Raw genomic sequence first — 23,396 nt, forward strand, 5'->3', positions numbered from 1 at the left:
TTAATTCTTTGTGCAGTTTGAAGTTTTAAAATATTCGAAAATAGCATCTGCTACGAATTGATGCCCTTTCATATTGATATGATTACTTTGGGACATGTAGCCTTCCAAAGGTTCAGTTTCTGCCAATTTTTTAAATAAAGCATAGCTATCTACCAAGCCTACTTTATATTTATTAGCTAAATCACGAATGAGTTCACTATGTTTTGCTAGCGGCGATTCATTGGATGCAATATCTTCTCTAGTATCAGGTGTAGGTGTCAATAAAATCACTTTAGTGCCATATTCCAAAGCCTCCTTTATCATTTGTTCCCAAGCCACTTTTGCGCGTTCCACACCCATTTTTCTATCGTTAAGCGCATAATCGATAAACAGCACATCTGGTTTATAAATTAAAACTTCCTCTTTAAAACGCTTAGCGCCTTGTTCTGCCTGTTCCCCTCCAATGGACGTTGTAATAGTATTTACCACTGAGTACGGATAGAAATCATTAACCTTTTTTAGTGTGCGATACGGGTAAGCATTTATCCTATCCAAAACACCTCTTGTGGTATATCCCGTAGGTACTGAATGCCCATGAAAGACTAAATTGATAGTGCGGTTATTTGGCCATTTTACTTTAAGTTCGGTTTTTAAGCTATCTAAATAATGTGCTGAATGAGGACAATCTTCAATCGTCTCATTGGCCATATCCTGAGCATAAGACTTAGAGGCATTACAGATTAAAAACACCCCTAAAAACATGTATGTAACAAATACTTTTTTCATCGTTTCTATTCCTTATCTTTAGTCAATTCTAGTTCTATTTCCTCAAGGCTTTTACCTTTGGTTTCTGGTAACTTCGACTTAATAAATAAGAATCCAGCAATACATATTATACTATATACCCAAAACGTTCCTGAAGCTCCTAAAGCATCATTTAAAATTGGGAATGTAAAGGTTAAAACAAACGACGCTACCCATAAAGAAAACGTAGCAATAGACATGGCAACCCCTCTAATTTTATTCGGGAAAATTTCGGAAAGCACAACCCATGTAATTGGAGCTAAAGACATGGCGTAAATAGCAATTGCGGTAATTACTAACAATAGTACTGGCCACCCCGTAAACTGAAAAAAGTAAGCACCACCCAAAATAAGATATACCACACCTAAGCCTATAGACCCTAATAGCATGAGTTTTCTACGACCCCAGCTATCAACAGTTCGCATGGCAATTAATGTGAAAATTAAATTAACGCTTCCGGTAATCACTATGTTAAATAGCATATCACCTACACTATAACCCGCAGCCGTAAAAATTTCCTCGGCATAATTAAAAATGATGTTAATGCCACACCACTGCTGAAATATTGCTAGTACGATTCCTATTACCAAAATGGGTTTTATTTTAGCCGATTTTAAATCTGCTATATTAACTTTCGCATGTCCGCTCTCTTTCAAGGTCAACTTGATGCTATTCAATTCTTCTTGAGCATAGAAGTCTCCTCCTATTTTTGCCAACACTTTTTTAGCTGTTTCACCCTGATTAATCTTTACTAAAAATCTTGGACTCTTTGGAACAACAAACATTAAAACAAAAAACAAGGTAGCCGACACTAACTCTGCCCAAAACATCCAGCGCCAACCAGTTTGTCCGTTCCAAGAATTTAAAATCATTTCGGGCGTACTATTTTCGGGAATGGCTTCGGCAATAAAGTAATTCGCCACTTGTGCGGCCAAAATCCCAATTACCAGTGTGAGTTGATTGATAGCCACAAACTGACCTCGATATTTTGCTGGAGCTATTTCTGCTATATACATTGGCGATAATGTAGAAGCCAGACCAATACCTAAACCTCCTATCAATCTATAAATTATAAAAGGCGTAAAATTATCAACATACCCGGTTCCAAAGGCCGAAATAATAAAGAGTGCTGCTGCTAAAATCAACGGTATTTTTCGACCAAATTTATCAGCTACAAAACCAGAAATAACCGCACCAAAAATGCAACCAATCAACGCACTACTCATAGCCCATCCTTGTAAGGTAGGCTCTGAAGTAATATCAAAATAGAGCTCGTAAAATGGCTTAGCTCCTCCTATCACTACCCAGTCATAACCGAACAGGAAACCGCCCATAGCAGATACAAGTGCTAGAAATAATAAATAAGTGAAATTAAATTTTGTTTGATTCATGGTGTTTAGTTAGTTGGTGTTGGTGTATTTAAAACTTTAGTCTTTTGTATTTAAACTGCTATCGTACCAATTATTATTGGGATTAAAATCTTTACTTAAAAAATCCATACGTTGTTTTTCTAAACGTTGTTTCATCTTAGTTTTTCGCTCTTCATACTTGGCTTTTGCTTTGCTATCATCATACTTAGCATACACTTCAGGAATTCTAGCATTTACACTTTTTAAATATGCATCCAGCTCTTTTCTTAAATTTCGTGCAATCTCCTGGTTGTCCGCAGAAACGTCATTTGCCTCACTTGGGTCCAATGATAAATTATACAATTCATCACGTCCATCTTCCCAGAAATGAATAAGCTTATAATCCCCTCTTCTGATAATACTTACAGGATCACCACCTTGATTTCCATAATGAGGATAATGCCAGAACAGGGGCCTTTCTTCTAATTCTCCACCCTTTAATAGCGGCACTAAACTTACTCCGTCAATTATATGGTTTGGGTCTTTTTCTGCCCCAGCCATATCTAATAGTGTTGGATAAAAATCAATTCCTGAAGCAGGATACTCAATTTGTTTAGGCGCATTCTTTATCATGGGTGCTTTAATTAGGTATGGCTCTCTAATACCACCTTCCCATTGGTATCCCTTACCACCTCTCAAAGGATAGTTTGTAGTAGAAAAGGCATCTCCACTAGCTACACCTCCATTATCAGATGTAAATACTACAATGGTATTCTCTTCTAAACCTAACTCTTTTAACCTATTGAGAACAACGCCTACTGCATCATCCATAGACTCTACCAAGCCTGCATAAATAGGGTTATCTTGTACGGTTCTAATAGGTAATCTAGCTTCCATTTCAAAACCAGATTCAGGAATTCCTTGTGATTCGGCCTTATCTCTGTACTTTTTCCATTTTGCCTCTGTAGTTTCTATAGGGCCATGTACCGCGTAAAAAGAAAGGTATGCAAAGAACGGCTTGTCTTTATTTGCGGTAATGAAATCAGCTGTTTCTAGGGCTAAACGCTTAGTAAGGTTTTCACCATCATATTTATAATCTAACTTAGGATTTCTCCAAGGCGCATAATATCCTCCTTTAGGCCCTCCTACTTCCCAGCCTCCTTTGTTTATATCGAAACCATTGTTTTCAGGACCATATGGCACATCTCCTAAATGCCATTTACCTGCAAAAAAGGTTTTGTATCCGTTTTGTTTTAGTGCTTCAGCTATAGTGATACTTTCTTCGGGAAGCGCGTGTACATATTCTGGTGGCATAACTTTGGTATTGTAATAATCGCCCCATTTTTCACCTGTAGCGGCTCCAATCCAGTCTGTTATGCCATGGCGCGCAGGGTCTTGACCTGTCATTAAACTCGCCCTTGAAGGACTACATACCTGGCATGCTGCATAACCTTGTGTAAACTCAGTTCCTTCCTTTGCTATACGATCAATATTAGGCGTTTCATAATAGCTACTCCCTGCATAGCTTAAATCGTGTGCACCTAAATCGTCTGCAAGAATAAACAAGACATTAGGTTTTTTGTCTACTTTAACTACTTCATTATTAACTTTGCTTTTGCAGCTATTAAAAACAATAGCTGCTAAGCAAAGTGCTACTAAACTGAACTTATTTTTGTTTTTCATTTGTGTCATTATAATTTATGGTATCCAAAATTTCCAACCTATTTTCTCTAATTCTTAGAGCTGTTTTGGTTTAGGGTGTTTTATTACTTTTTTAAAGATCCCGTTAGCGTATTTATTGATTTTGCTTTAAGGACAACGTCTTTGCCGTCTACTTTAAATGTTTCTAAATTGCTATTTTCGGAGGTAACGTTTACATTTTCAATTTTACAGTTGGTTACATTTAAAACCTGATCCTCGTCACTGTAATTAATAGCAACTAAAACCACCTCTGAAGTATCTTTATCAAGGTACCCAGAAACCATCATATTGTTGTATGCTTTTTTTAAAGCTTCTTTGTTTCGGTTTGATTCAACCTCTACCCTTACCATTCCAGGCTTTACAAATCTTGAATAGTTGCCTAACGCCCATAATAATTTAGAATCGTGGTATTCTCCATCATGTTTTAGCGATTGTTTATTATAGAGGTCATTTGGGTTACCTGTATCCAAATAAATAAGCCCGTCTTTAAAGTTGGCTATGGTCAAAGCTGTCCACCATTGCCAAGAACTGGCATTGGCTAGGGTTAAATCGGCATGTATAACACGAGCTACATATAGAGCGGTGTTTATCCCTAAATCCCGTTGATGCCCTCCGCCTATGTCATCATTTTTTTCTAGAATACAAAACTCACTTTGCCAATAATCAAGACCAGGATATTCATTTAGTTTATGTTTCAACTTTTTTCGTATACCAATTAGGCTATCTACTGGCCATGTTGTAAAATAGCTATGACCTGTAATTGTATTATCTAGATGCTTTAGTTCTTTCTTTTCGTTGAAAAAAAAGTCGATTTGATTACCCCGTTCTGACTTATTGTAGTTTGAGTATAACCAACGCAAATCGGCTGCTTCTCCCAACACTATTTTTGTAGACACGCCACTCTCGTCTATACCCTTATCTAACATTTTAGTAAGTTTTAAAATATTTTGATTGGTTGCTGGCGTGCCTTCTTGAGATTTTTTCTCCCAGTCCCATTGCGGTTCATTTATTGGACTTAGATAATCAAAAAAGATTCCTTGGGAGTCAAAATGTTTTAGAAACTCTACCATGAAACTGGCATAATCATCAAAATACTCCGGTTTTAAATTAATTTCACCGTCTTTATTATCGCCATTATATCCCTTACCATTTTTTGTCCACTGTACAGGGGCCGAGATTGAAAATGCTAATAACTTATCTACACCATAATGCTTCGCCTTTTTCAAAAACCACTGTTGCCCCTCTTGTTTTTTCCAGTCGTAATTTCCATTAACATCTATAAAAGATTCTGCTCTACGCCATTCATTTGCAATATTAGAATCGTTACCTTGCTCAGTAGTTCCTGCCCCGATATAAAACCTCCACATAGATAGCCCAATGCCTTTAGGATTTCCTTTTTTGTCTGTTTCTTTACTAAAAAGCCATTCTGCTATTTTCTCTTTTTTATGTTCTGGCCAATTACTGCCCACAAATTGACACCTCCAAGCATCAGAAGCTCCAAAACCTAAAATAGTTTGATGTTCCTTTTCAATATTTAATTGCACTTGTAAAGTTTGTGCCATTCCAGCAGTGCCGATAAAGCCTGCAAACCATACCACAACAAAAACATGCACAAAATTTGTTTTTTTATATCTCATTTAAAACACAGTAAATCGCTTAAACGCCTATTTTACACAAGACAAATTTAAAAACATGTTTATTCACAAAAATAGACACAACAACTAAAAACATAGACAATAATATTTTCATCACTAACTAATTCCCCTTAACAACAATTTTATAGATTTGATATAAACCTTCTTTATTAACATCTACCACTACATGGTTTGAGCTAATCTGGGCAGACGCCGTTTCTGTGAGATAAGGCTCTGCTTTTGCCGTGTCATTATAATCTGCTGGCACAAAACGCTCAACACTCTGTATAGAATTTATTGTAAACCCATTTACTTTAACTGCTACTTTTTTACCACTTTCCTTGGCTCCAGTTATATACATTACCATAGTATTTGCATCTTGTAGCGCAGCTGCTAAATGAACCTTATTTGATGTTGTTTTTAAAGATTTGCCCTTGTATGAAGCTGCCATATCTCCTAAAATTTGCCCTGTTGGAAACACTTTAGAATAGTTCCAGTTGGTTATACCCAAACCAGGCACAGGACTGTTGATTGGCGGCCAATATGCAGCTGCTTGAGCTCCAGATCTGGCATAAATATGAATAATATCTGGTATAATATTAGCGGCTTCCATATATAATGCTCTTTCATTGTAGTCTCGAGAAGGCATCCATTCTGATAGGTATTTGAAGTTCTTATCTGGATTGAAGTTATCGGCACATTCCTTTATTCTTTCTTCTAAATCAGCGATGTTATGTGAATCAGTTACATAACCTGTATAGGTATGTAAACCTACCCCATCAATAGCACCATAACCTCTAGTAAACTTATTCTTCATGGTTGTAAACTCCTGAGGCTGGGTATAATCTCCATTAATTAACAACTTGAACTTACGATTTGGATATTCACTAACTATATATTCCGTCAAGTCCATGGCAATGTTAACATATTTATCGAGTTTTTGCGACCTACTCACGCCTCCTGCCCATTGCAACCACCATTCATTACCAATTTCCACAAGACCTCCGTTAACAGAGTTAATACCAGACATGTTAATAGCCTGTTTCGCTCTAGTCTTTAAGTTAGCAATTGCAAGGTTATATTGAGAAGAACCAACCGCTGTAATCATTGCTTCTTCCGTTGGTAGAACAATACTATAATTTGAAACATTGCTCTTTAACGTTTCTATTGAAGCTCCTGGCGTATCGGGTGATTTGTCCCATCTAGGGGTTGTATTGGTTGTCCAGTCGTAAAATTCAGATTCCCACCCTCCAGGGTATCTTACCACTGTGCTACCAATAGTACCGAGTGTAGAAGCAAAAGCTGAAAAGGTATTATCTGGAACTAGGCGCCAATCATTATTAACACCAAAAATTTCTGGACTTATATCGACCCCATCAGTAGCATCAACCATAATAACCACATCTGCGTTTACCTCTTCTTCTCCTTCTTCTTCACCCCCTATTCCATCTTCAATTTCACCAAATTTAGGATCGTTAGGATCTGTAAAATCATTCGAAGTACAGGAAAAAATTATTCCTAGTAATAGTATTAATAATGTCTTTTTCATGTTTGTTTTTTTTAAAATTTATAACAGTTCGAAAATTGTTACCCCTCTCTTGTAACTTAACACACCTAATAGCTTTAAAGCTATTTAATGTGTTTATTTTATCTGAGCCCTTAATGTTACTATTGATTTGGACGGCACAACTATATTGTCATACGTAGTTGTAGATTTTTTTAGGTTCTTAGTAGATGATGTTGTATAAACCTCGAAAAGATCATTTACAACCTCAAATTGCGTCCCATATTCTTGTAAAATAATTTCCCTATTACTATTGGTATTGTTAACACATACTAAAACCAAATCGTTGCCCGAGGTACTTTTGTAGCCCGAAATCATGAAATTTTCAACCGAAGTATTATCACTATAATCAGGGTCTTTAACTTCAAACCTGACCATTCCAGGCCTAACAAACCTACTATAGTTCCCTAGCGCCCACAATAATTTATTATCTTCAACCGTACCATCTGTATGTGCTGGACTATTGGAATTGGGTGTCCAAAGTACAAGGTTGAATCGGTATGGATGATCTCCGAAAGTAGAACGATTAAGAGCTGTCCAGAAGCTCCAGCCAGTAGCATTACCAAAAACTAAATCTGTGTGGATTATACGACTCATCCATAACGCATAGTCAATTTCTTGAAAAGTTGATACGTCTTTGTTTTGTTGATAAGCAGTACCCAAAAGGCTATACTCCGTTTGCCAATAATTCAAACCATAATTCTCTAGTGTTGTCCTCAAAGACTTGCGTTGCCTTAAAGACTCATTAGTGGTTTCATTACTGAAATAGCTATGCCCAGCTATATTTTTTGATAGATTAGTTAAGTTACCTATGTAATTAGTACTAGAAGGATTAAAGAAATCATTTATCTGGTTTTCCCTATTACTACTACCTTCAAACAAATACTTTAATTGAGCCGCTTCTGGAATCATTATTTTAGCATTTACATTTTTTTGTGTAAATGCATCATCAATAATTCTAGTAACGCTAGCTATTTCTGCATTAGTTGCCCTAGTACCAGATTGCTGTGCTTCTCCAACTGTTGCATTCCACTCGTATTGCGTTTCATTAAAAGGACATAATGCTGTGATATTGTAACCGTCATCCTCGTATTTTTTAACAACATCTGCCAAGAAATTAGCAAAGTCATCATATTTATCTGGGTCACAATTAAAGCCAGGTACATCAGAAGTACTAAACACAAAACCATTTTTACTCATAAAATAAGGAGGTGAACCGGTCCAGGCTGTGAATTTGTCTACACCATACTCTTTGGCTTTAGACATAAACCAGCGCTGGCCGGCCTGTTTAGACCAATCATAAGTACCATCTGGCGCTAAATAGCATTCCATTTCACGAAACCAATTAGAAGCGCTAAAGCCACTATTAGCTTGATCGGCAGAGCCTTCTCCTATAATGGTTCTCCACATAGACAACCCAATACCTTCGGGATCCCCAGAAGTATTAGTTTCAGTACTAAACAACCATTTTGCAACTTTATTTTTGGAAGCATCGGGCCATTTACCAACCCACTGATCCTGAAATCCGCTCGATGCCCCAAAGTGATCTATGGTTTGAAATGTGTTATTTAGATTTAGCACTATTCCTTCTTCTGGCACATCAAATTTAGGATCGTTGGGATCTGTAGCCTTATCTGTGCTGCATCCAAAAACCGCTAAAACCAATAACAAGCAAAATGATACTTTAAAAAATCTATATCCCATATAGCCTCTTGTTATTAATATCCAGGGTTTTGCTCTAAATTACCTCTAGAAGCCTGTATTTCTTCAGGAGGAATAGGCCAAAGTAGATGTATGCTAGGGTCGAACAACACACCGCTATCCTGAGATTCTTTCAAATTTGTTGTTTCAAATGGATCGGTGCTTACCTCGGTATTATATTTTACAAACGTCCCATTAGGACCTAAGATTAATGCAATTCTAGGAACCCCATTAATTTTTTGTCTTCTTAAATCGTACAACCTATGCTGTTCCAAAGCCAATTCCAGACGTCTTTCTTTCCAGATTGCGTCTCTCAAAGCAGAACCGGTCAAGGACATATTAGTGCTTAATCCTACTCTATCCCTAACTAGTTTCAAAGAATTCTTAGCCGAAGTTTCATCGCCATTAAAAAATGCAGCCTCTGCGTGCATTAAAATAACATCAGCTAACCTTAAGTAAAGTACATGTCCTGGCAATTGACCTTGCACATAATTTGCTGGTCTTTCTGCTTTGGGTAAATAGTATTTTCTGTTGGTACGACCTGACTTGTTTTCGGTTGGCTTGCCGTCGAATTCCGTAACATCAGGGTCGCCGAAAACAGGTTCACCATGTTTAATTATTGTTGACCGCAACCTGATGTTGTCGCCTTCACTTAAAAATGCATTTTCTAAATCGCTTGTTGGTGACCCCCAGCCCCAGCCTCCGTCGCCACGACTTCCGTTGGTTTGAGGAAGATAACCTCCAACATCTACTAGATTAGGATTACTTACAAATTCTACACCGAATATTGATTCTACGCCATTAGCATTACCAACTTTATAGATATCGGCAAAATCAGGCTCCAAACTATACTCTCCCGAATCCATTACTGTTTTTGCCATAGCTTGAGCTTCTGCCCATTTTTCTTGAAACAAATACACTTTGGCTAACAAAGCTTGAGCTGCTCCTTTGGTTGCTCTACCTAAATCTTCTGCTGCGTATTCGCTTTTTTCTGGCAATCCGTTTATCGCATCTTCTAAATCGTCCTCGATTAAAGCATAAACCTCTGCTACGGTTGCTCTTGTTTTATCATTAATAGATGGGTCGAATAACTCACTATAGGTGGTAACAATTGGCACTCCTCCAAAATTTCTAACTAACTCAAAATAAAAAAATGCCCTTAAAAATTGTGCTTCTCCAGTAAATCGTCTTTTTAAATCTTCAGAAATAGGACTCTCTGGAAGATTATCTAATGCAATATTTACCCTTGTAATACCAATGTAGTTATGCTCCCAAAAGGCATTAAAATACGTTGAACCGGCAAATACATTATATTGGGCTATTCCAAATATATCTGGTCTTGGCTGTGCCGTATTTCCTGCCCAGTTATCATCGGTTGCCATGTCATTGATTTGACGCTGAAAATTAACCATCCACCATTTTTCTCCATTTACTTTCCTGTACAAACCGTTAACAAAGCCTTCTAAGTTATCTGGATTACTTAAAAAATCATCTAACGTTTCTCTACCCTGTAGAGGCTGATCTAAAAAGTCTTCTTTATCGCAACCTACTACAAAAAGGGTCGCCGTTATTGTTAATAATAATACTATCTTTTTCATAATTTTATAAACTTAAATTTAACCCTACCAAATACGTTTTTGATACTGGATTTCTACCAAAATCAACCCCTAATGCATCAATAATATTTACTCCTCTTGGCTGATTTTGAACCTCAGGATCAAATCCTGAATAATCTGTAAACGTTATTAAATTCTGTCCTGAGACATACAATCTAAATTTTTCAAACCCTTTAACTTTAAAGTTGTACCCCAATTGTATATTACGCAACCTAACGTAGGTACCATCCTCAATAAAAAGGTCTGATGGGTTTTTATAATTTCCATTTAGATCAAGTTCTGTTAGTCTAGGGAAGCTCGCATCAGTATTGGTTGGTGACCACACAACATCTGTTGTTCCCGCCAACACGTTAAGATTTTGAGTACCAGACCTTATATATTCTAAATTACCATTGTAAACATCATTACCAAATGTACCATACCACTGCATAGACAAGTCTATATTTTTATAGCTCATGTTTATATTTAACCCTCCAAAAAAGTCTGGAAACGGATTACCAATGGTCGTTAAATCTGCATCGTCAATTTTACCGTCCTTGTTTTGATCTACAAATCTCAAATCACCTACTTGAGCATTTGGCTGAATGATAGTCCCATCCTCTGAAGTATGTGAGTTTAATTCCGTTGGATTTTGAAAAATCCCATCAGTTTGATAGCCCTGAAATAAACCTACTATTTCACCCACCTCTGTAATTTTAACATTTCGATTACCTAGGGTAGCCCTCTTTTGCCCTAAAATTACCTCATTTGAGGGGTCGAGTTCTATTGTTCTACTTTCGTTAGAAGACAGAGTTAAGTTAACCCCCAAATTAAAGTCGTTCCAAGTTTTATTTAATCCTAAAGCGATATCGACACCTTTAGATTCTATACTTCCAACATTACGAGCAACTGTACCTGGGATGCCAGTATAACCTGGTTGTTCTACTTGATTTAACAAGTCTTCAGAGGTTTTTACATAATATTCGCCCGAAAAAGTCAAGGCGTTATTAAACAGCCCAAGGTCAACGCCAAAGTTCCTATCTTTTACAGTTTCCCATCTTAAATCTTGATTACCAAACTGACTCAAAAAGTTAGAGACAACACTCTGTCCTCCTAGAATAACGTTATCTGAACCAACTGTAAAAAACGAACCATCTCTATCTATATTTTGATTTCCCAATTCTCCCGCACCAGCTTTTAAACGTAAATTATTAATAGTTTCAGATGTAAACCAATCTTCTGAATCTACATCCCAAGCTACCGAGGCACTAGAAAATATACCTGTTCTTCTATCCTTCGGAAAACGAGAGGATTGATCTACTCTTACCGATGCGTTTATTGTGTACTTATTGTCAAAACTATAAATGGTTCTAAAAACCCCCGAAAGAATATTCTGCTTACCTTGATTTCCAGTGGCAGAAATAAGCAAACCCTCATCATTAACAGCGGCATCCAACTGCCAAAGTCTTGGATCGGTATCGCTAGGTATGCCCTCTCGTGAACCTCTTAAATAATTAGTGCTTTCTGAATCAAAAAGAACACCCCCAACAACATTTAAATAATGCTTATCGAGAATTGTTTTTTCAAAGGTGATTGTGTTGTTAATTACATAATCAAAATTCTGAGTAACATTTTTTGTGTATTGGTTAACCAATCGCCTTCTATTAGGATCAAATTCGTAGGCCGGATTAAATGTTTCCCAAGTTAAAGCATCAACATTTAAACCTACTTGAGATGCAAAGGTAAAAGCAGGTGATATCTTGTATTCCAGTTGGGTATTAGACAACAAACCATAATATTTGTTTTCAGCAAACAGTTGAGCAATTTGGGCAACTGGGTTTGGCACTAAATTATTCGATACAGGGTATATACTATATATATTGCGCCCTACTCTTTCACTTTGCGGAAGATATACTTCGGTTAAAGGATCTATTCTTATAGAATTAAACAATAAATCTGGCGTGTTTTCCCATTTCTCTGATCTAGGGCTAAGGTCTTGTTTTAAGGTAACTTTATCAGAAATCTTAAAATCTACGTTAAAACGACCTGTAACCCTTTGATAATAACCTTTTGCGTAATTGGATTCTTGATCAAAGAGACTTAAACTAGCCGCATACTTAAGCTTCTCATCTCCACCTGAAGCTCTTAGGTTTGCATTAACCACCGGTGTATAATCTCTAACTACCTCATCCCACCAATCGGTTCCTTCACCATAATCATTTGGATCGTAAAGTGGAGACGCATTATCATTTGTTCTCCTTGTGTTTATAACTTCTATATATTCTTGCGCCCCTGCCATTTCAATCTTGTCCCAGCTCTGAACACCGTAGTTAAAATCAAAACTAATTTTTGCCTTGCCTGATTTTCCTCTTTTTGTTGTTATCAACACCACTCCGTTTGAAGCTCTTGAACCATATATAGCTGATGCTGCAGCATCCTTCAAAATATCCATACTTTTAATATCTTGAGCATTAACAGCGTTTAATGAAGTGCCACTAGGCTGCAAAATACCGTCGATAACAATTAGAGGACTAGAAGATCCAAGAACAGTTGTGATACCACGAACCAAAATTTTTGGAGAAGCACCTGGAGAACCTCCCGAGGATAACACTTGAACACCTGCGGCTTTACCCTGCAACGCCTCTGCAGCATTACTAGCTACTTGCTTGGTAATTTCTTCTCCATCCACAGAAGCAATAGATGTGGCTATTTTATCTCTTTTAACCGCACCATACCCAATCACAACCACTTCATCCAATTGTGCGCTATCTTCCTGAAGCGTAATGGGTATATTTTGCCTACCAGAAACAGACACCTCCTTAGTTTTGTATCCAATATAACTGAACACCAAAGTTGCACCATCATTTACCGTTATTGAGTAATTTCCATCAAAATCGGACGCTACTCCGTTAGTTGTACTCTTTTCAACAACATTAACCCCAGGTAACGGTTGTCCATTTTGGTCTGTAATAGCACCCGTAACTGTATTTTGGGCTATTACCGTAAACCCCAGCAACAAAAAGCTGAGCATTATTAATTTTGTAAGTCTCATATAATCTTTAATTAATTTAGTTGAATTTATCTTTCTAATAGTGTTAGCCTATTTAAATGCGTATCGAATACCACCTTATAATCCTTTCCTAATGCATCGTCTGGAAAAACATAGTTTGCTCCACCACCCGGAACAGTAGCTTCTGGATCTGCTGCGTCATCAACTCTCCAGAAAGGAGCCCATCCCGAAGCATTTGCATTTAAAATAAATCCGTTGGCACCCTCATCGTTAGGCTGGTCATCAACACTGATATCGAGTGTCCATAAATACGGATTGTTGGAATCTACACTAAAAGGCTTACCTGATTTAAAATGCCAACATTGAGTTGCGCCTGTTGTATTATTAACACAAGTTGAAGTATCTTCTACAAACACGCCTCGTCCTAAAATGTACACTTGATCAAAAGCATCATCGGTTGGAGTATAGGTATTTACTGTGTATGTTAGATTTTTCACATCTATTGTCACCTCATAATACCCCACTTGCGGCAAGACTATTGGCGAGACTGTGCTATCGGTGCCAATGGCTAAAACTCCAGGGGCTTCTCCTGCTCCGAAAGCATAAGGTTCAAAAGAGCCTTTCTGAGGAATGAATCTCAATTCGGCATTCTCGGTGGCCGCATAATACCGGGCTGTAAATACATAACCATCTTCCCCTGTTGCGGTACTGGCCTCGGTAGCATAAGGCACCCCAAACAAATCAGTATTCAATGCTGCATTATCTGATACATCGGCGACATACATAACATCGAACAACAGTTCGTTAAGCACATTAACATAAACCATTTCTGTTGTTGTATTTCCTGAAGCATCCGTAACGGTAATCGTGAAATCATACTTGCCCGGATTTGATATATCCAACGAGTTTGAATACACATAGCTCGTTCCCGATATAGGCATGGTTTGGTTTAGCACTGTACTTTCTATTTTAAATTCCGCTAACTCTTGATCCGCAACGGCTATATCTAATTCTATTTCGTTTCCATCACCTATTAAAACAGTAGCTCCATTGGTTGGACTGTTTACCTGAACCGTAGGATTGGATATATCCTGATCCAGTGTAACCTCCAAATTTTCGGTGGTCTGATTTCCTCCTTGGTTGGTTACCGTAATAAGTATAGTGTGTTGACTACCTTCAATGGCTTCTTCCGGAACTTTAAACTTATAATCCAATTCATAAGTTTTATACACAGAATCATTCTTGATTATGGTTTTATCTAAAAACCAAGGCTCATACTTCAAATTCACAGATTGAACACCCGCTGGGTCAACCAATGTCCCTTTAATAATAAATGTTTCACCTGGAAGCGAAGAAATACTTTTTGTCAACAAAGTTACTTCAGGTACGGAATCTGTTTTAACCGAATCATCATCGCTACACCCAATAACTAATAATAAAAGGGAAGCAATCATTAATACTCCTAATTTTTTTGTTTTCATTTTTAGTCTATATTTAGTTTAATTTCAAGATATTATGTATCCAAATAGGACACACACAAAATACTGTAGTTTTGGCAACCTGCTTTTTTTAGTTGTATATTATTAATTTATAAAAAAAACGAATAAAAAAAAGACATAATCATAATAATCTCATTATAATATTTCAAAATTAACAATACTTGTAAGCAAAAAAATAGACACAAAACCTCAATATATGGACAATACTATTCTTCTTTAATCCAAAACCACTTATGCTAAATACTTTTTAAGGCAAACAAATTTTCTCAACAAACAATATTTTATAAAAATTTTCTTGCATAGAGTGTATTCACAAAACTAAGATGGGTAATGGAATTGCAACAAAAAACGGTCTTCAATTTTGTTGCCGAGTAAAGGTTGCAACTCCAATTTATTAATAATGAGGTGTTAAAAAAAAAGCTTCGTAAAAACGAAGCTTTTATATTTGAGTGTTTGAAGTATTGGATTACAATAAGTCTAAAGCTCCAAGTCTTTCTTTTGCTAAGTTATATCTTGCTTGAACATCATCAATTTGCTGTTGGGTTAATTCTATACCATAGGTGCGAAGCCCTCCAGCTATATCATTATGATGAATACCCATGGCAAGCTTAAGATATTCCATAAGTAGCGGCTGAGCATCCAGATATGATAGGGAATTTAAAGCCTGAGAAATTTTGTTTGCCTCAGCCCATTCTCCATTTAAAACATGCTCCTGCATGGTAACGCTTGCTTTTGGGAAGATAGCCCCCACACCTGTAATACCACCACATGCTCCAGCAAGTCCTGCAAATACAGTAACTGAATCTACACCTGCCAAAACTTTTAAATCTCTGTTCTCTAAAATCAATGTTTCAATAATTGAAACATCTATTGTCGATATTTTAAGAGCAGTTACATTAGGTAGAGTAGAAATTCTTCGAAGAAGATCAGTTGATATGGCATGATATCCAGCAGCATCAGGATTGTTATAAGGCATAATTGTTACGCCTATGTTTCTTGCAGTCGCTTCAGCAAGTTCAAAGTAATCATACATCTCATCATCTGATGGAATCACTTTAGTTTTTGGCGGCATAATCATGACGGTATCTACTCCAACCGTTGCAAGACCTTCAATAATTTTGGCAAGTTCTTCCTTTGTTTCTGCAGCTGCTCCACTAATCAACGGTACATTATATTCTTTAGCAACCTCAGAAAAGGCTTTAAGTAAAGAAAGGCGCTGTTCTACGCTTATGTAACTATTCTCACCAAGAGTACCAGAGCCTACAAGTCCGCCCATTCTGCTTCCTCCCTTTCCTTGAACCTTTAAAATATCTGCGGCGTATTTTTGTGTGGCATCTAGGTCTATTTCAAGGGTACCGGATTTTGACTCTTTTAACCATGTAAACACAGCCGGCATAACGCTATGCCTCCAATCTGGGTTATTTGTTTCTATCATATTTCTCATTATCTAAAATTAACTTAAACAAGCATTTTCTAAATTGATGTTTTTGACAAAAGTATAAAGTAAAACCTCTTCCAATGAAGCATTGTTAACATAAAGCGATATTATATTACCTTGTTTTAAGTGTTTTACAAAAAGAAGAAGGTAGTTTTAATTCCTTTAGAGTAAATTTTAGGCTTTGAGTTCTAAAACTAACTAAAAATATTAAGAATAGACTTTCTATGTTATACTAGATTTAGGGGCAAATACTTTAAACTCGTATTGTTTCTAAAGAAGAATTTATTTAAAATGTCACTATCAAAAGCCTGTTATTTGTTGTTTCATTAATCATGATTTCTTTAACAAGTTAGACCTTCCATCTGTTAAAACCTTTGCAATCTATAATGTGATGGCGTTAGGCCTTTAATTTCTTTAAATTTTCTATTGAAATTGGCTGTATTTTGAAAACCACACAACTCAGAAATGGAAGAAATAGAATAGTCAGGGTTGTTGTAAATCATTTTACACGCATTTTCTATTCTAATTTCGATTAAAAACTGGAAAAAGGTTTTATTGGTACGTTTTTTAAAATAACGACAAAATGCATTTTTACTCATGTTTGCTATTTGAGATATTTCTTCAAGAGTAATAATTTCCATGTAATTTTCCATAGCGTAGTTAAACACATCTTTCATGCGCTTTCCTTCATCGTCTGTATATTTTTTCTTATATACAAATGAAGATAATGCGGTACGTTCGGCTTTGGTAATATGGTCTATAATTTTTAAAAGTGTACTAATGCGTTCAACCTTATTTTGGTTTTTGAGTTTTAAAAATTGCTTAACTAGTTTCTTTTTACGCGATAGTATTTTCATACCGTTTTCCGATTCGTTAAAAAACACATTACAACCTTCTAAATCGGGTAGGTTAAAAAAGTCCTTTCCAAATGAATTTCTATCAAAAAACAGTGTGTAAACTACGGTTTGTTCAGAAAAACTGGTGTCTGTTCTAAATACATGAGGCACATCGCCCCCTAAAACCAAAATATCGCCAGGATAAAAATCATTAATGGTGTCACCTACAATTAAAGTACCCGCTCCTTGTTCTACATAGCTAATTTGTATCTCACTATGTTGGTGTAATTGATTGTATAATACGCTTTCCCTTTCATATTGGTATACCAACACTTCGTTTTCAGGTTTCGGAATTTTAAAAGGAAGTACTTTCATAATCATCAATTTTGCTAATATTACTAAAAAATAAAACACAAACCTACTTATAGGGTAATATAGTATTATAATGAGCTAATAATAACTACCATCGATCTATAGACAAAGTCTATTTTTGTCTATAACAAATCATATTTTAAGACTATAAGGCTAGGCCTGATATTAGCAGCGATAACTAAGTCCACAAGTAAAAACACACTTGAATAGAACTTGATTTTAGTGCTAAATTGTCACAAAATATTAAATTAGCAAAAGTTGCTACTGGTATAATCGCAGAGCAAATAAGAGCTCCAAGATTACCGTTACAAGGTACAGAAAGAGAACGCATAGTTAGGGTAATTGAATCTACTATGTCATCACTACCTAAATAACCATAATATAAAATATTTAAGCACAAAAATTACATGATTACAGGCAAAAATTATATCGGAAACAAACTCAGTGCAACAGGCAATTATAGCTTTAAAACTATAAACCCTAAGCTAAACACCGAAAACCCAACAACATTTGTTGAAGCTACACCCAAAGAAATCGAAGAAGCTGCGCAACTAGCTGCTTCGGCTTTTAAAACGTTTAGAAATGTTTCTGGGGAGGGCAAAGCTAAATTTTTATACGCTATTGCAGACGAAATTTTAGCTTTAGATCAAGATTTAATCGATGCTTACACTACTGAATCCGGTTTGCCAGAAGGTCGCGCTATTGGCGAACGCGGTAGAACCGTAATGCAATTAAAATCGTTTGCGAATTTAGTGGCTAACGAAGATTGGAAAGGCAACACATTTGATGCCGCTATTCCAGACAGACAACCATTACCAAAAGACGATTTACGAAAAACAGTAATTCCAATTGGACCCGTTGTTGTATTTGGAGCAAGTAATTTCCCCTTTGCTTTCTCAACAGCAGGTGGTGATACGGCTAGTGCTCTAGCTGCAGGTTGTCCTGTTATTGTAAAAGCTCACGAAATGCATGCAGCAACATCAGAGCTTGTAGCATTGGCTATCATTAAAGCTGCCGAAAAAACAGGCATGCCAAACGGGGTATTTTCACACCTTTCTGGTCGTGGTACTGTGGTTGGTTCAGCTTTGGTAAATCACCCAAAAATTAAAGGTGTTGGTTTTACAGGAAGTATTGGCGCTGGTCGTGCTATTTTTAATTTAGCATCGCAACGCGAAGAACCTATTCCGGTTTATGCCGAAATGGGTAGTATAAATCCAGTAGTTATTACACCAAACGCTATAGCTAATCGGGGTGAAGCTATTGCTGCAAATTACGCAGGTTCTATTACTTTGGGTACCGGGCAGTTTTGTACAAATCCAGGCTTAATTTTAACTATTGAAGATGAAAATACGCCAGAGTTTATAGAATCCTTAGCAGAAAAAACCGTAGCTATAGATGCGCAATGCATGTTACACCCAAATATTAAAGCAGGGTTTGTAAAAAACAGCGATAGTGTTACGGCACAAGGCGGTGTGAGTACCGTTGCCAAAATTACAAGCGATGTAGCCGATAACTTTGCGGCGTCACAAATTGCTACCGTTTCGGGCGCAGACTTTTTAGCAAACCCAAAAACACATCAAGAAGTATTTGGGCCGTTTTCGTTAGTGGTTACAAGCAAAGACGAAGCCGAACTTATAGAAATTATTGAAGCACTCGAAGGTCAATTAACAGGAACTATCATTGCAGAAGATGATGATATTGCTAACCTTAGTGAGGTTGTTGAAGCATTAACCAATCGTGTGGGGCGTATTATTTTTAATGGCGTTCCAACAGGTGTTGAGGTTTGTCCTTCCATGCATCATGGTGGTCCTTATCCCGCTTCGACCAATGCAAAATATACTTCGGTAGGCACCGATGCGATTCAACGTTGGGTACGACCAATAAGTTATCAATCATTCCCATCAGAATTACTTCCAAAAGGATTACAAAAATAAATGGTAGATTTAATAGACCTGTTACGTTTTTGAAACCTGACAGGTCTTATTACATTTTATCAAAAACCAAAACAATAATTTAAAAGCCCTAAAAGCATACATTGAGTTAATGGCTAGAAAAACCTTTTTTTGTGTAGATGCCCATACCTGCGGAAATCCGGTTCGTGTGGTAGCTGGTGGCGGTCCCAATTTAGTGGGCGCAACTATGAGCGAAAAACGTCAACACTTCCTTAAAGAATTCGATTGGATTCGTAAAGGATTGATGTTTGAACCTCGCGGACACGACATGATGAGCGGTAGCATACTTTATCCGCCTTCTAACCCAGACAACGATTTTGGTATTTTATTTATCGAAACATCGGGTTGTTTACCTATGTGCGGTCACGGTACTATTGGCACGATTACTATTGCTATTGAAGAAGGTTTAATTACTCCAAAAATTCCAGGAAAAATTAAAATGGAAGCGCCTGCTGGTTTAGTTGAAATTGAATATCAACAAACAGGTAAAAAGGTAGATTGGGTGAAATTGGTTAATGTAAAATCGTATTTAGCGGCCGAAAATTTAACTATCGATTGTCCTGAATTGGGCGAATTAACCTTCGATGTGTCTTACGGTGGTAATTTTTACGCCATTGTAAATCCTCAAAAAAACTTTAGCGGCGTGCATGACTTTACGGCGAGTAAGATTATACAATATTCGCAAGTCGTTCGTAATAGCATCAACGAAAAGTATCCAGATAGGTTTATTCATCCTGAAAACGATACCATTCGCGATGTTAGCCACATGCTTTGGACGGGCAACCCAATTGACCCGACATCATCTGGAAGAAACGCGGTGTTTTATGGTGACAAAGCTATCGATAGATCGCCTTGTGGTACAGGTACATCGGCACGCATTGCGCAATTGCATGCTAAAGGCAAATTAAAATTAGGCGAACCTTTTATTCACGAAAGTTTTATTGGCAGTAAATTTATTGGTAAAGTTGAGCAAGAAACAACGCTTAACGGCAAACCTGCTATAATACCAAGTATTCAAGGTTGGGCTCAAGTAACGGGTTACAACAATATTATTATTGACGACGATGACCCTTACGCTCATGGATTTCAAGTGATATAAACCCCCAAAAAAAAAAAATGCGCTACGTAAAAACTTTAATTCATTTGCTAGCGCATTTTAAACTATATAATTTAAGCAACAGATGAAAAAAGTTGTTATCATTGGTGGCGGTATTTCCGGCATTTGCAGCGCCTACTACTTACTAAAAGAAGGCTACCAAGTTACCGTTTTAGACAAAAGCGACCTGACTACAGGAGCTTCTTTTATTAATGCAGGATATTTAACCCCTAGCCATTTTATTCCACTTGCCGCACCAGGTATTATTACCCAAGGCTTGAAATGGATGTTTAATAGTTCTAGCCCGTTTTACATTAAGCCGCGTGTAGATTTCGATTTCATGAAATGGGCATTACATTTTAAAAAATCGGCTACTAACAAAAATGTCGAAAAGTCTATCCCAGTTTTAAAAGAATTGAACTTAAAAAGTCAGACACTTTTTGAAAATATGATAAGCGAATTGGATTTTAGTTTCCATTACGAGAAAAAAGGCGTTTTAATGACATATACAACAAAAGCTTGTGAAGAAGAAGAGCATGAAGTTGCCGAAAGAGCCATGAAGGAAGGACTTGATGTTAGTGTGCTTAACAAAACAGAGTTGCAAGAGTTAGAACCTGCTCTATCAGATAAGGTTATTGGTGCTGTACATTATAAATGCGATTCGCACATGACGCCAAATCACTTTATGCCAAAAATGAAGGCGTGGTTAGAACAAAATGGCGTGATATTTAAAACCAACGAAACGGTAACCGATTTCAGTATAAAAAATAACGAGATAGCTTCAGTTACTACTCAAAACAGCACTTACGAAGCTGACGATTTTGTACTAGCTAGCGGTAGTTGGACTACAGAATTAGCTTCAAAATTAAAGCTAAACATTCCCGTTCAAGGCGGAAAAGGTTACAGTATGGACGTACATCGCCCGACGGGAATAACCATTCCAACCATTTTATTGGAAGCCAAAGTCGCCATAACGCCAATGGATGAGTTTACACGTTTTGCTGGCACTATGGAATTTTCCGGAAACAACACTTTTGTTAGAAAAGAACGTGTTGAAGCCCTAGCAAACGCCATAAAAAGTTATTACACCGATATAGAAATAAACCCCGATGAACGCGCCAACGCTACTTCAGGTTTACGACCAGTATCTCCCGATGGTGTGCCATTTGTTGGTAAAACAAGCAAATACAATAACTTAACTGTAGCGGCAGGACATGCCATGATGGGTTGGAGTTTAGGACCAATAACAGGGCAATTGGTTACTGAACTTGTTGCCAATAAAAAGACTTCGGTTAATGTTAACCCGTTGTCGCCAGAGCGTTTTAAATAAAAAAATGAAGGTTTAATTTTAGTCATTCCGAAGGTTTATAAAACCGAGGAATCTCAATCATTTTTGATTTTTCCATGAAATGTCTCACGTTATTAGAAATGACAAAGTTTTCTTAAAAGCCAACAAAAAGCGAAACAACCACAATACCTTTGCATCACTTTACCCTTTAACTACAAAATAAAAAATACCATGAGTAAATTTGGAATAGGAGGCTCAACCATTCAAGATGAGTTAAACGCTATACAACCAAGAGCACAACATATTCAACCTATTCAAAACATCGAGTACGAAGCCCGCATTAAAAAAGCGTGCGACTTAATGCAAGCCCAAAATGTTAAGGCTTTATACTTAAACGCGGGTACGAATTTATTCTATTTTACAGGCATGCAATGGCACCCAAGCGAGCGTATGGTGGGTGTTATTTTATTAAGTAATGGCGACGTGCATTACATTGCGCCACACTTCGAAAAAGGCACCATTAAAGATTTTATGGTTATTGAAGGCGCTATCCATTGCTGGGAAGAACACGAAAGCCCGTTTAAGCTTTTCGCATCTATTATTGCAAATGAAACTTCCAATGAAGGTTCTATTTTAATTGATGAATCTACGCCATTTTTTATCTATGAAGGTATTTTGGGTGCGATCTCACCTGAAACTTTAGGCAATGGAAAATCAATTATTTCAGCATGCAGAATGGTAAAGTCCGAAGCGGAGATTAGCATCATAAAATCATTGATGGAAATCACGCTTGAAGTGCAAAAAGCCGCTGCTAGAATATTAAAAGTTGGTATTACAGCTAAAGAAGTAACCGATTTTATTCATGAAGCCCACAAACGTTACGGCATTGCATCGGGTTCTTATTTTTGTATTGTGCTTTTTGGTAAAGACACCTCGTTTCCGCATGGCGTAAAAAACCCAAAACCTTTAGAAAAAAACGACATTGTTTTAGTCGATACAGGTTGTTCTATGCATAATTACATCTCAGATATTACGAGAACCTACTGTTTTGGCACACCAACCGATTTCCAACGAAGCATTTGGAATGTTGAAAAAGAAGCGCAATTTGCAGCATTTGATGCATCACAGATAGAAAACACCTGCCATGATGTAGATACTGCGGCAAGACAAAACATTAAATCGCATGGTTTAGGTCCCGATTATAATTTACCAGGCTTACCACACCGAACAGGTCATGGTATTGGGTTGAATATTCACGAATATCCATATATCGTAAAGGAAAACAACACGCCATTACAATCTGGATTTTGCTACAGTATAGAACCCATGATTGTTGTTCCAGACGATTTTGGAATCCGTTTAGAAGACCATGTGTATTTAACTAAAGATGGACCTAAATGGTTTACCCAACCTGCGCATAGTATCGAAAATCCGTTTGGATACTGGACTTGCAACAAAAAACTGGACAATTAGTTGAATGACTATGCCGCTAGTTCAAGGTTATACATATCTAATTCAAATTCTTTAATTGTTTTGTTCCCTAAAAAGGAATGTCTTCGTTTATTATTGTACCAAGTT

At 37.0% G+C, this 23,396-nt stretch carries 15 protein-coding genes; 4 read left to right on the forward strand and 11 right to left on the reverse strand.

Annotated features, from left to right (window positions below):
- The 11 genes from HC176_RS12855 to HC176_RS12905 form a co-directional block, all read right to left on the reverse strand.
- On the reverse strand, positions 1 to 765 hold the full coding sequence (locus tag HC176_RS12855) for an SGNH/GDSL hydrolase family protein (protein WP_209309710.1): 765 nt from the start codon (positions 763 to 765) through the stop codon (positions 1 to 3).
- A gap of 5 nt (positions 766 to 770) precedes the next feature.
- Positions 771 to 2,174, reverse strand: a complete 1,404-nt coding sequence (locus HC176_RS12860; RefSeq protein ID WP_167918918.1) for a sugar porter family MFS transporter — start codon at positions 2,172 to 2,174, stop codon at positions 771 to 773.
- Between the two features lie 36 nt (positions 2,175 to 2,210).
- Positions 2,211 to 3,815, reverse strand: a complete 1,605-nt coding sequence (locus tag HC176_RS12865; RefSeq protein ID WP_167918920.1) for a sulfatase — start codon at positions 3,813 to 3,815, stop codon at positions 2,211 to 2,213.
- 83 nt (positions 3,816 to 3,898) lie between these two features.
- The gene (locus tag HC176_RS12870) at positions 3,899 to 5,470 is read right to left on the reverse strand and encodes a glycoside hydrolase (RefSeq protein WP_209309711.1); all 1,572 of its coding nucleotides are present in this window, start codon (positions 5,468 to 5,470) and stop codon (positions 3,899 to 3,901) included.
- Positions 5,471 to 5,588: 118 nt separating this feature from the next.
- A complete protein-coding gene (locus HC176_RS12875) occupies positions 5,589 to 7,016 on the reverse strand; it encodes a hypothetical protein (protein ID WP_167918922.1) in 1,428 nt (475 codons plus the stop codon).
- 93 nt (positions 7,017 to 7,109) lie between these two features.
- Complete coding sequence (locus HC176_RS12880; protein WP_167918924.1) at positions 7,110 to 8,735, reverse strand: glycoside hydrolase; 1,626 nt, start codon at positions 8,733 to 8,735, stop codon at positions 7,110 to 7,112.
- Positions 8,736 to 8,749: 14 nt separating this feature from the next.
- Positions 8,750 to 10,330: a RagB/SusD family nutrient uptake outer membrane protein gene (locus tag HC176_RS12885; protein ID WP_167918926.1), complete on the reverse strand. Its 1,581-nt coding sequence runs from the start codon at positions 10,328 to 10,330 to the stop codon at positions 8,750 to 8,752.
- A 4-nt stretch (positions 10,331 to 10,334) separates the two neighbouring features.
- Positions 10,335 to 13,379, reverse strand: a complete 3,045-nt coding sequence (locus HC176_RS12890; RefSeq protein WP_167918927.1) for a SusC/RagA family TonB-linked outer membrane protein — start codon at positions 13,377 to 13,379, stop codon at positions 10,335 to 10,337.
- Between the two features lie 26 nt (positions 13,380 to 13,405).
- Positions 13,406 to 14,818: a hypothetical protein gene (locus tag HC176_RS12895; protein WP_167918928.1), complete on the reverse strand. Its 1,413-nt coding sequence runs from the start codon at positions 14,816 to 14,818 to the stop codon at positions 13,406 to 13,408.
- 484 nt (positions 14,819 to 15,302) lie between these two features.
- Positions 15,303 to 16,271 (reverse strand): dihydrodipicolinate synthase family protein, encoded by a 969-nt coding sequence (locus tag HC176_RS12900; protein ID WP_209309712.1) that lies wholly within the window; start codon positions 16,269 to 16,271, stop codon positions 15,303 to 15,305.
- A 368-nt stretch (positions 16,272 to 16,639) separates the two neighbouring features.
- On the reverse strand, positions 16,640 to 17,485 hold the full coding sequence (locus HC176_RS12905; protein ID WP_167918930.1) for an AraC family transcriptional regulator: 846 nt from the start codon (positions 17,483 to 17,485) through the stop codon (positions 16,640 to 16,642).
- A 404-nt stretch (positions 17,486 to 17,889) separates the two neighbouring features.
- On the opposite strand from HC176_RS12905, the gene HC176_RS12910 reads away from it, so the two are divergent.
- The 4 genes from HC176_RS12910 (at position 17,890) to HC176_RS12925 (ending at position 23,291) form a co-directional block, all read left to right on the forward strand.
- On the forward strand, positions 17,890 to 19,416 hold the full coding sequence (locus HC176_RS12910) for an aldehyde dehydrogenase (NADP(+)) (protein ID WP_167918931.1): 1,527 nt from the start codon (positions 17,890 to 17,892) through the stop codon (positions 19,414 to 19,416).
- A gap of 109 nt (positions 19,417 to 19,525) precedes the next feature.
- Positions 19,526 to 20,533: a 4-hydroxyproline epimerase gene (locus HC176_RS12915; RefSeq protein WP_167918933.1), complete on the forward strand. Its 1,008-nt coding sequence runs from the start codon at positions 19,526 to 19,528 to the stop codon at positions 20,531 to 20,533.
- Between the two features lie 82 nt (positions 20,534 to 20,615).
- Positions 20,616 to 21,860 carry an NAD(P)/FAD-dependent oxidoreductase gene (locus HC176_RS12920; protein WP_167918935.1) on the forward strand — a complete coding sequence of 415 codons (1,245 nt, stop codon included), beginning with the start codon at positions 20,616 to 20,618 and terminating at the stop codon, positions 21,858 to 21,860.
- 189 nt (positions 21,861 to 22,049) lie between these two features.
- Positions 22,050 to 23,291, forward strand: coding sequence for a M24 family metallopeptidase (locus HC176_RS12925; RefSeq protein WP_167918937.1), 1,242 nt, complete (start codon positions 22,050 to 22,052; stop codon positions 23,289 to 23,291).
- The last annotated feature ends 105 nt before the right edge of the window (positions 23,292 to 23,396 follow it).

It is taken from the genome of Tamlana crocina, assembly GCF_012037625.1.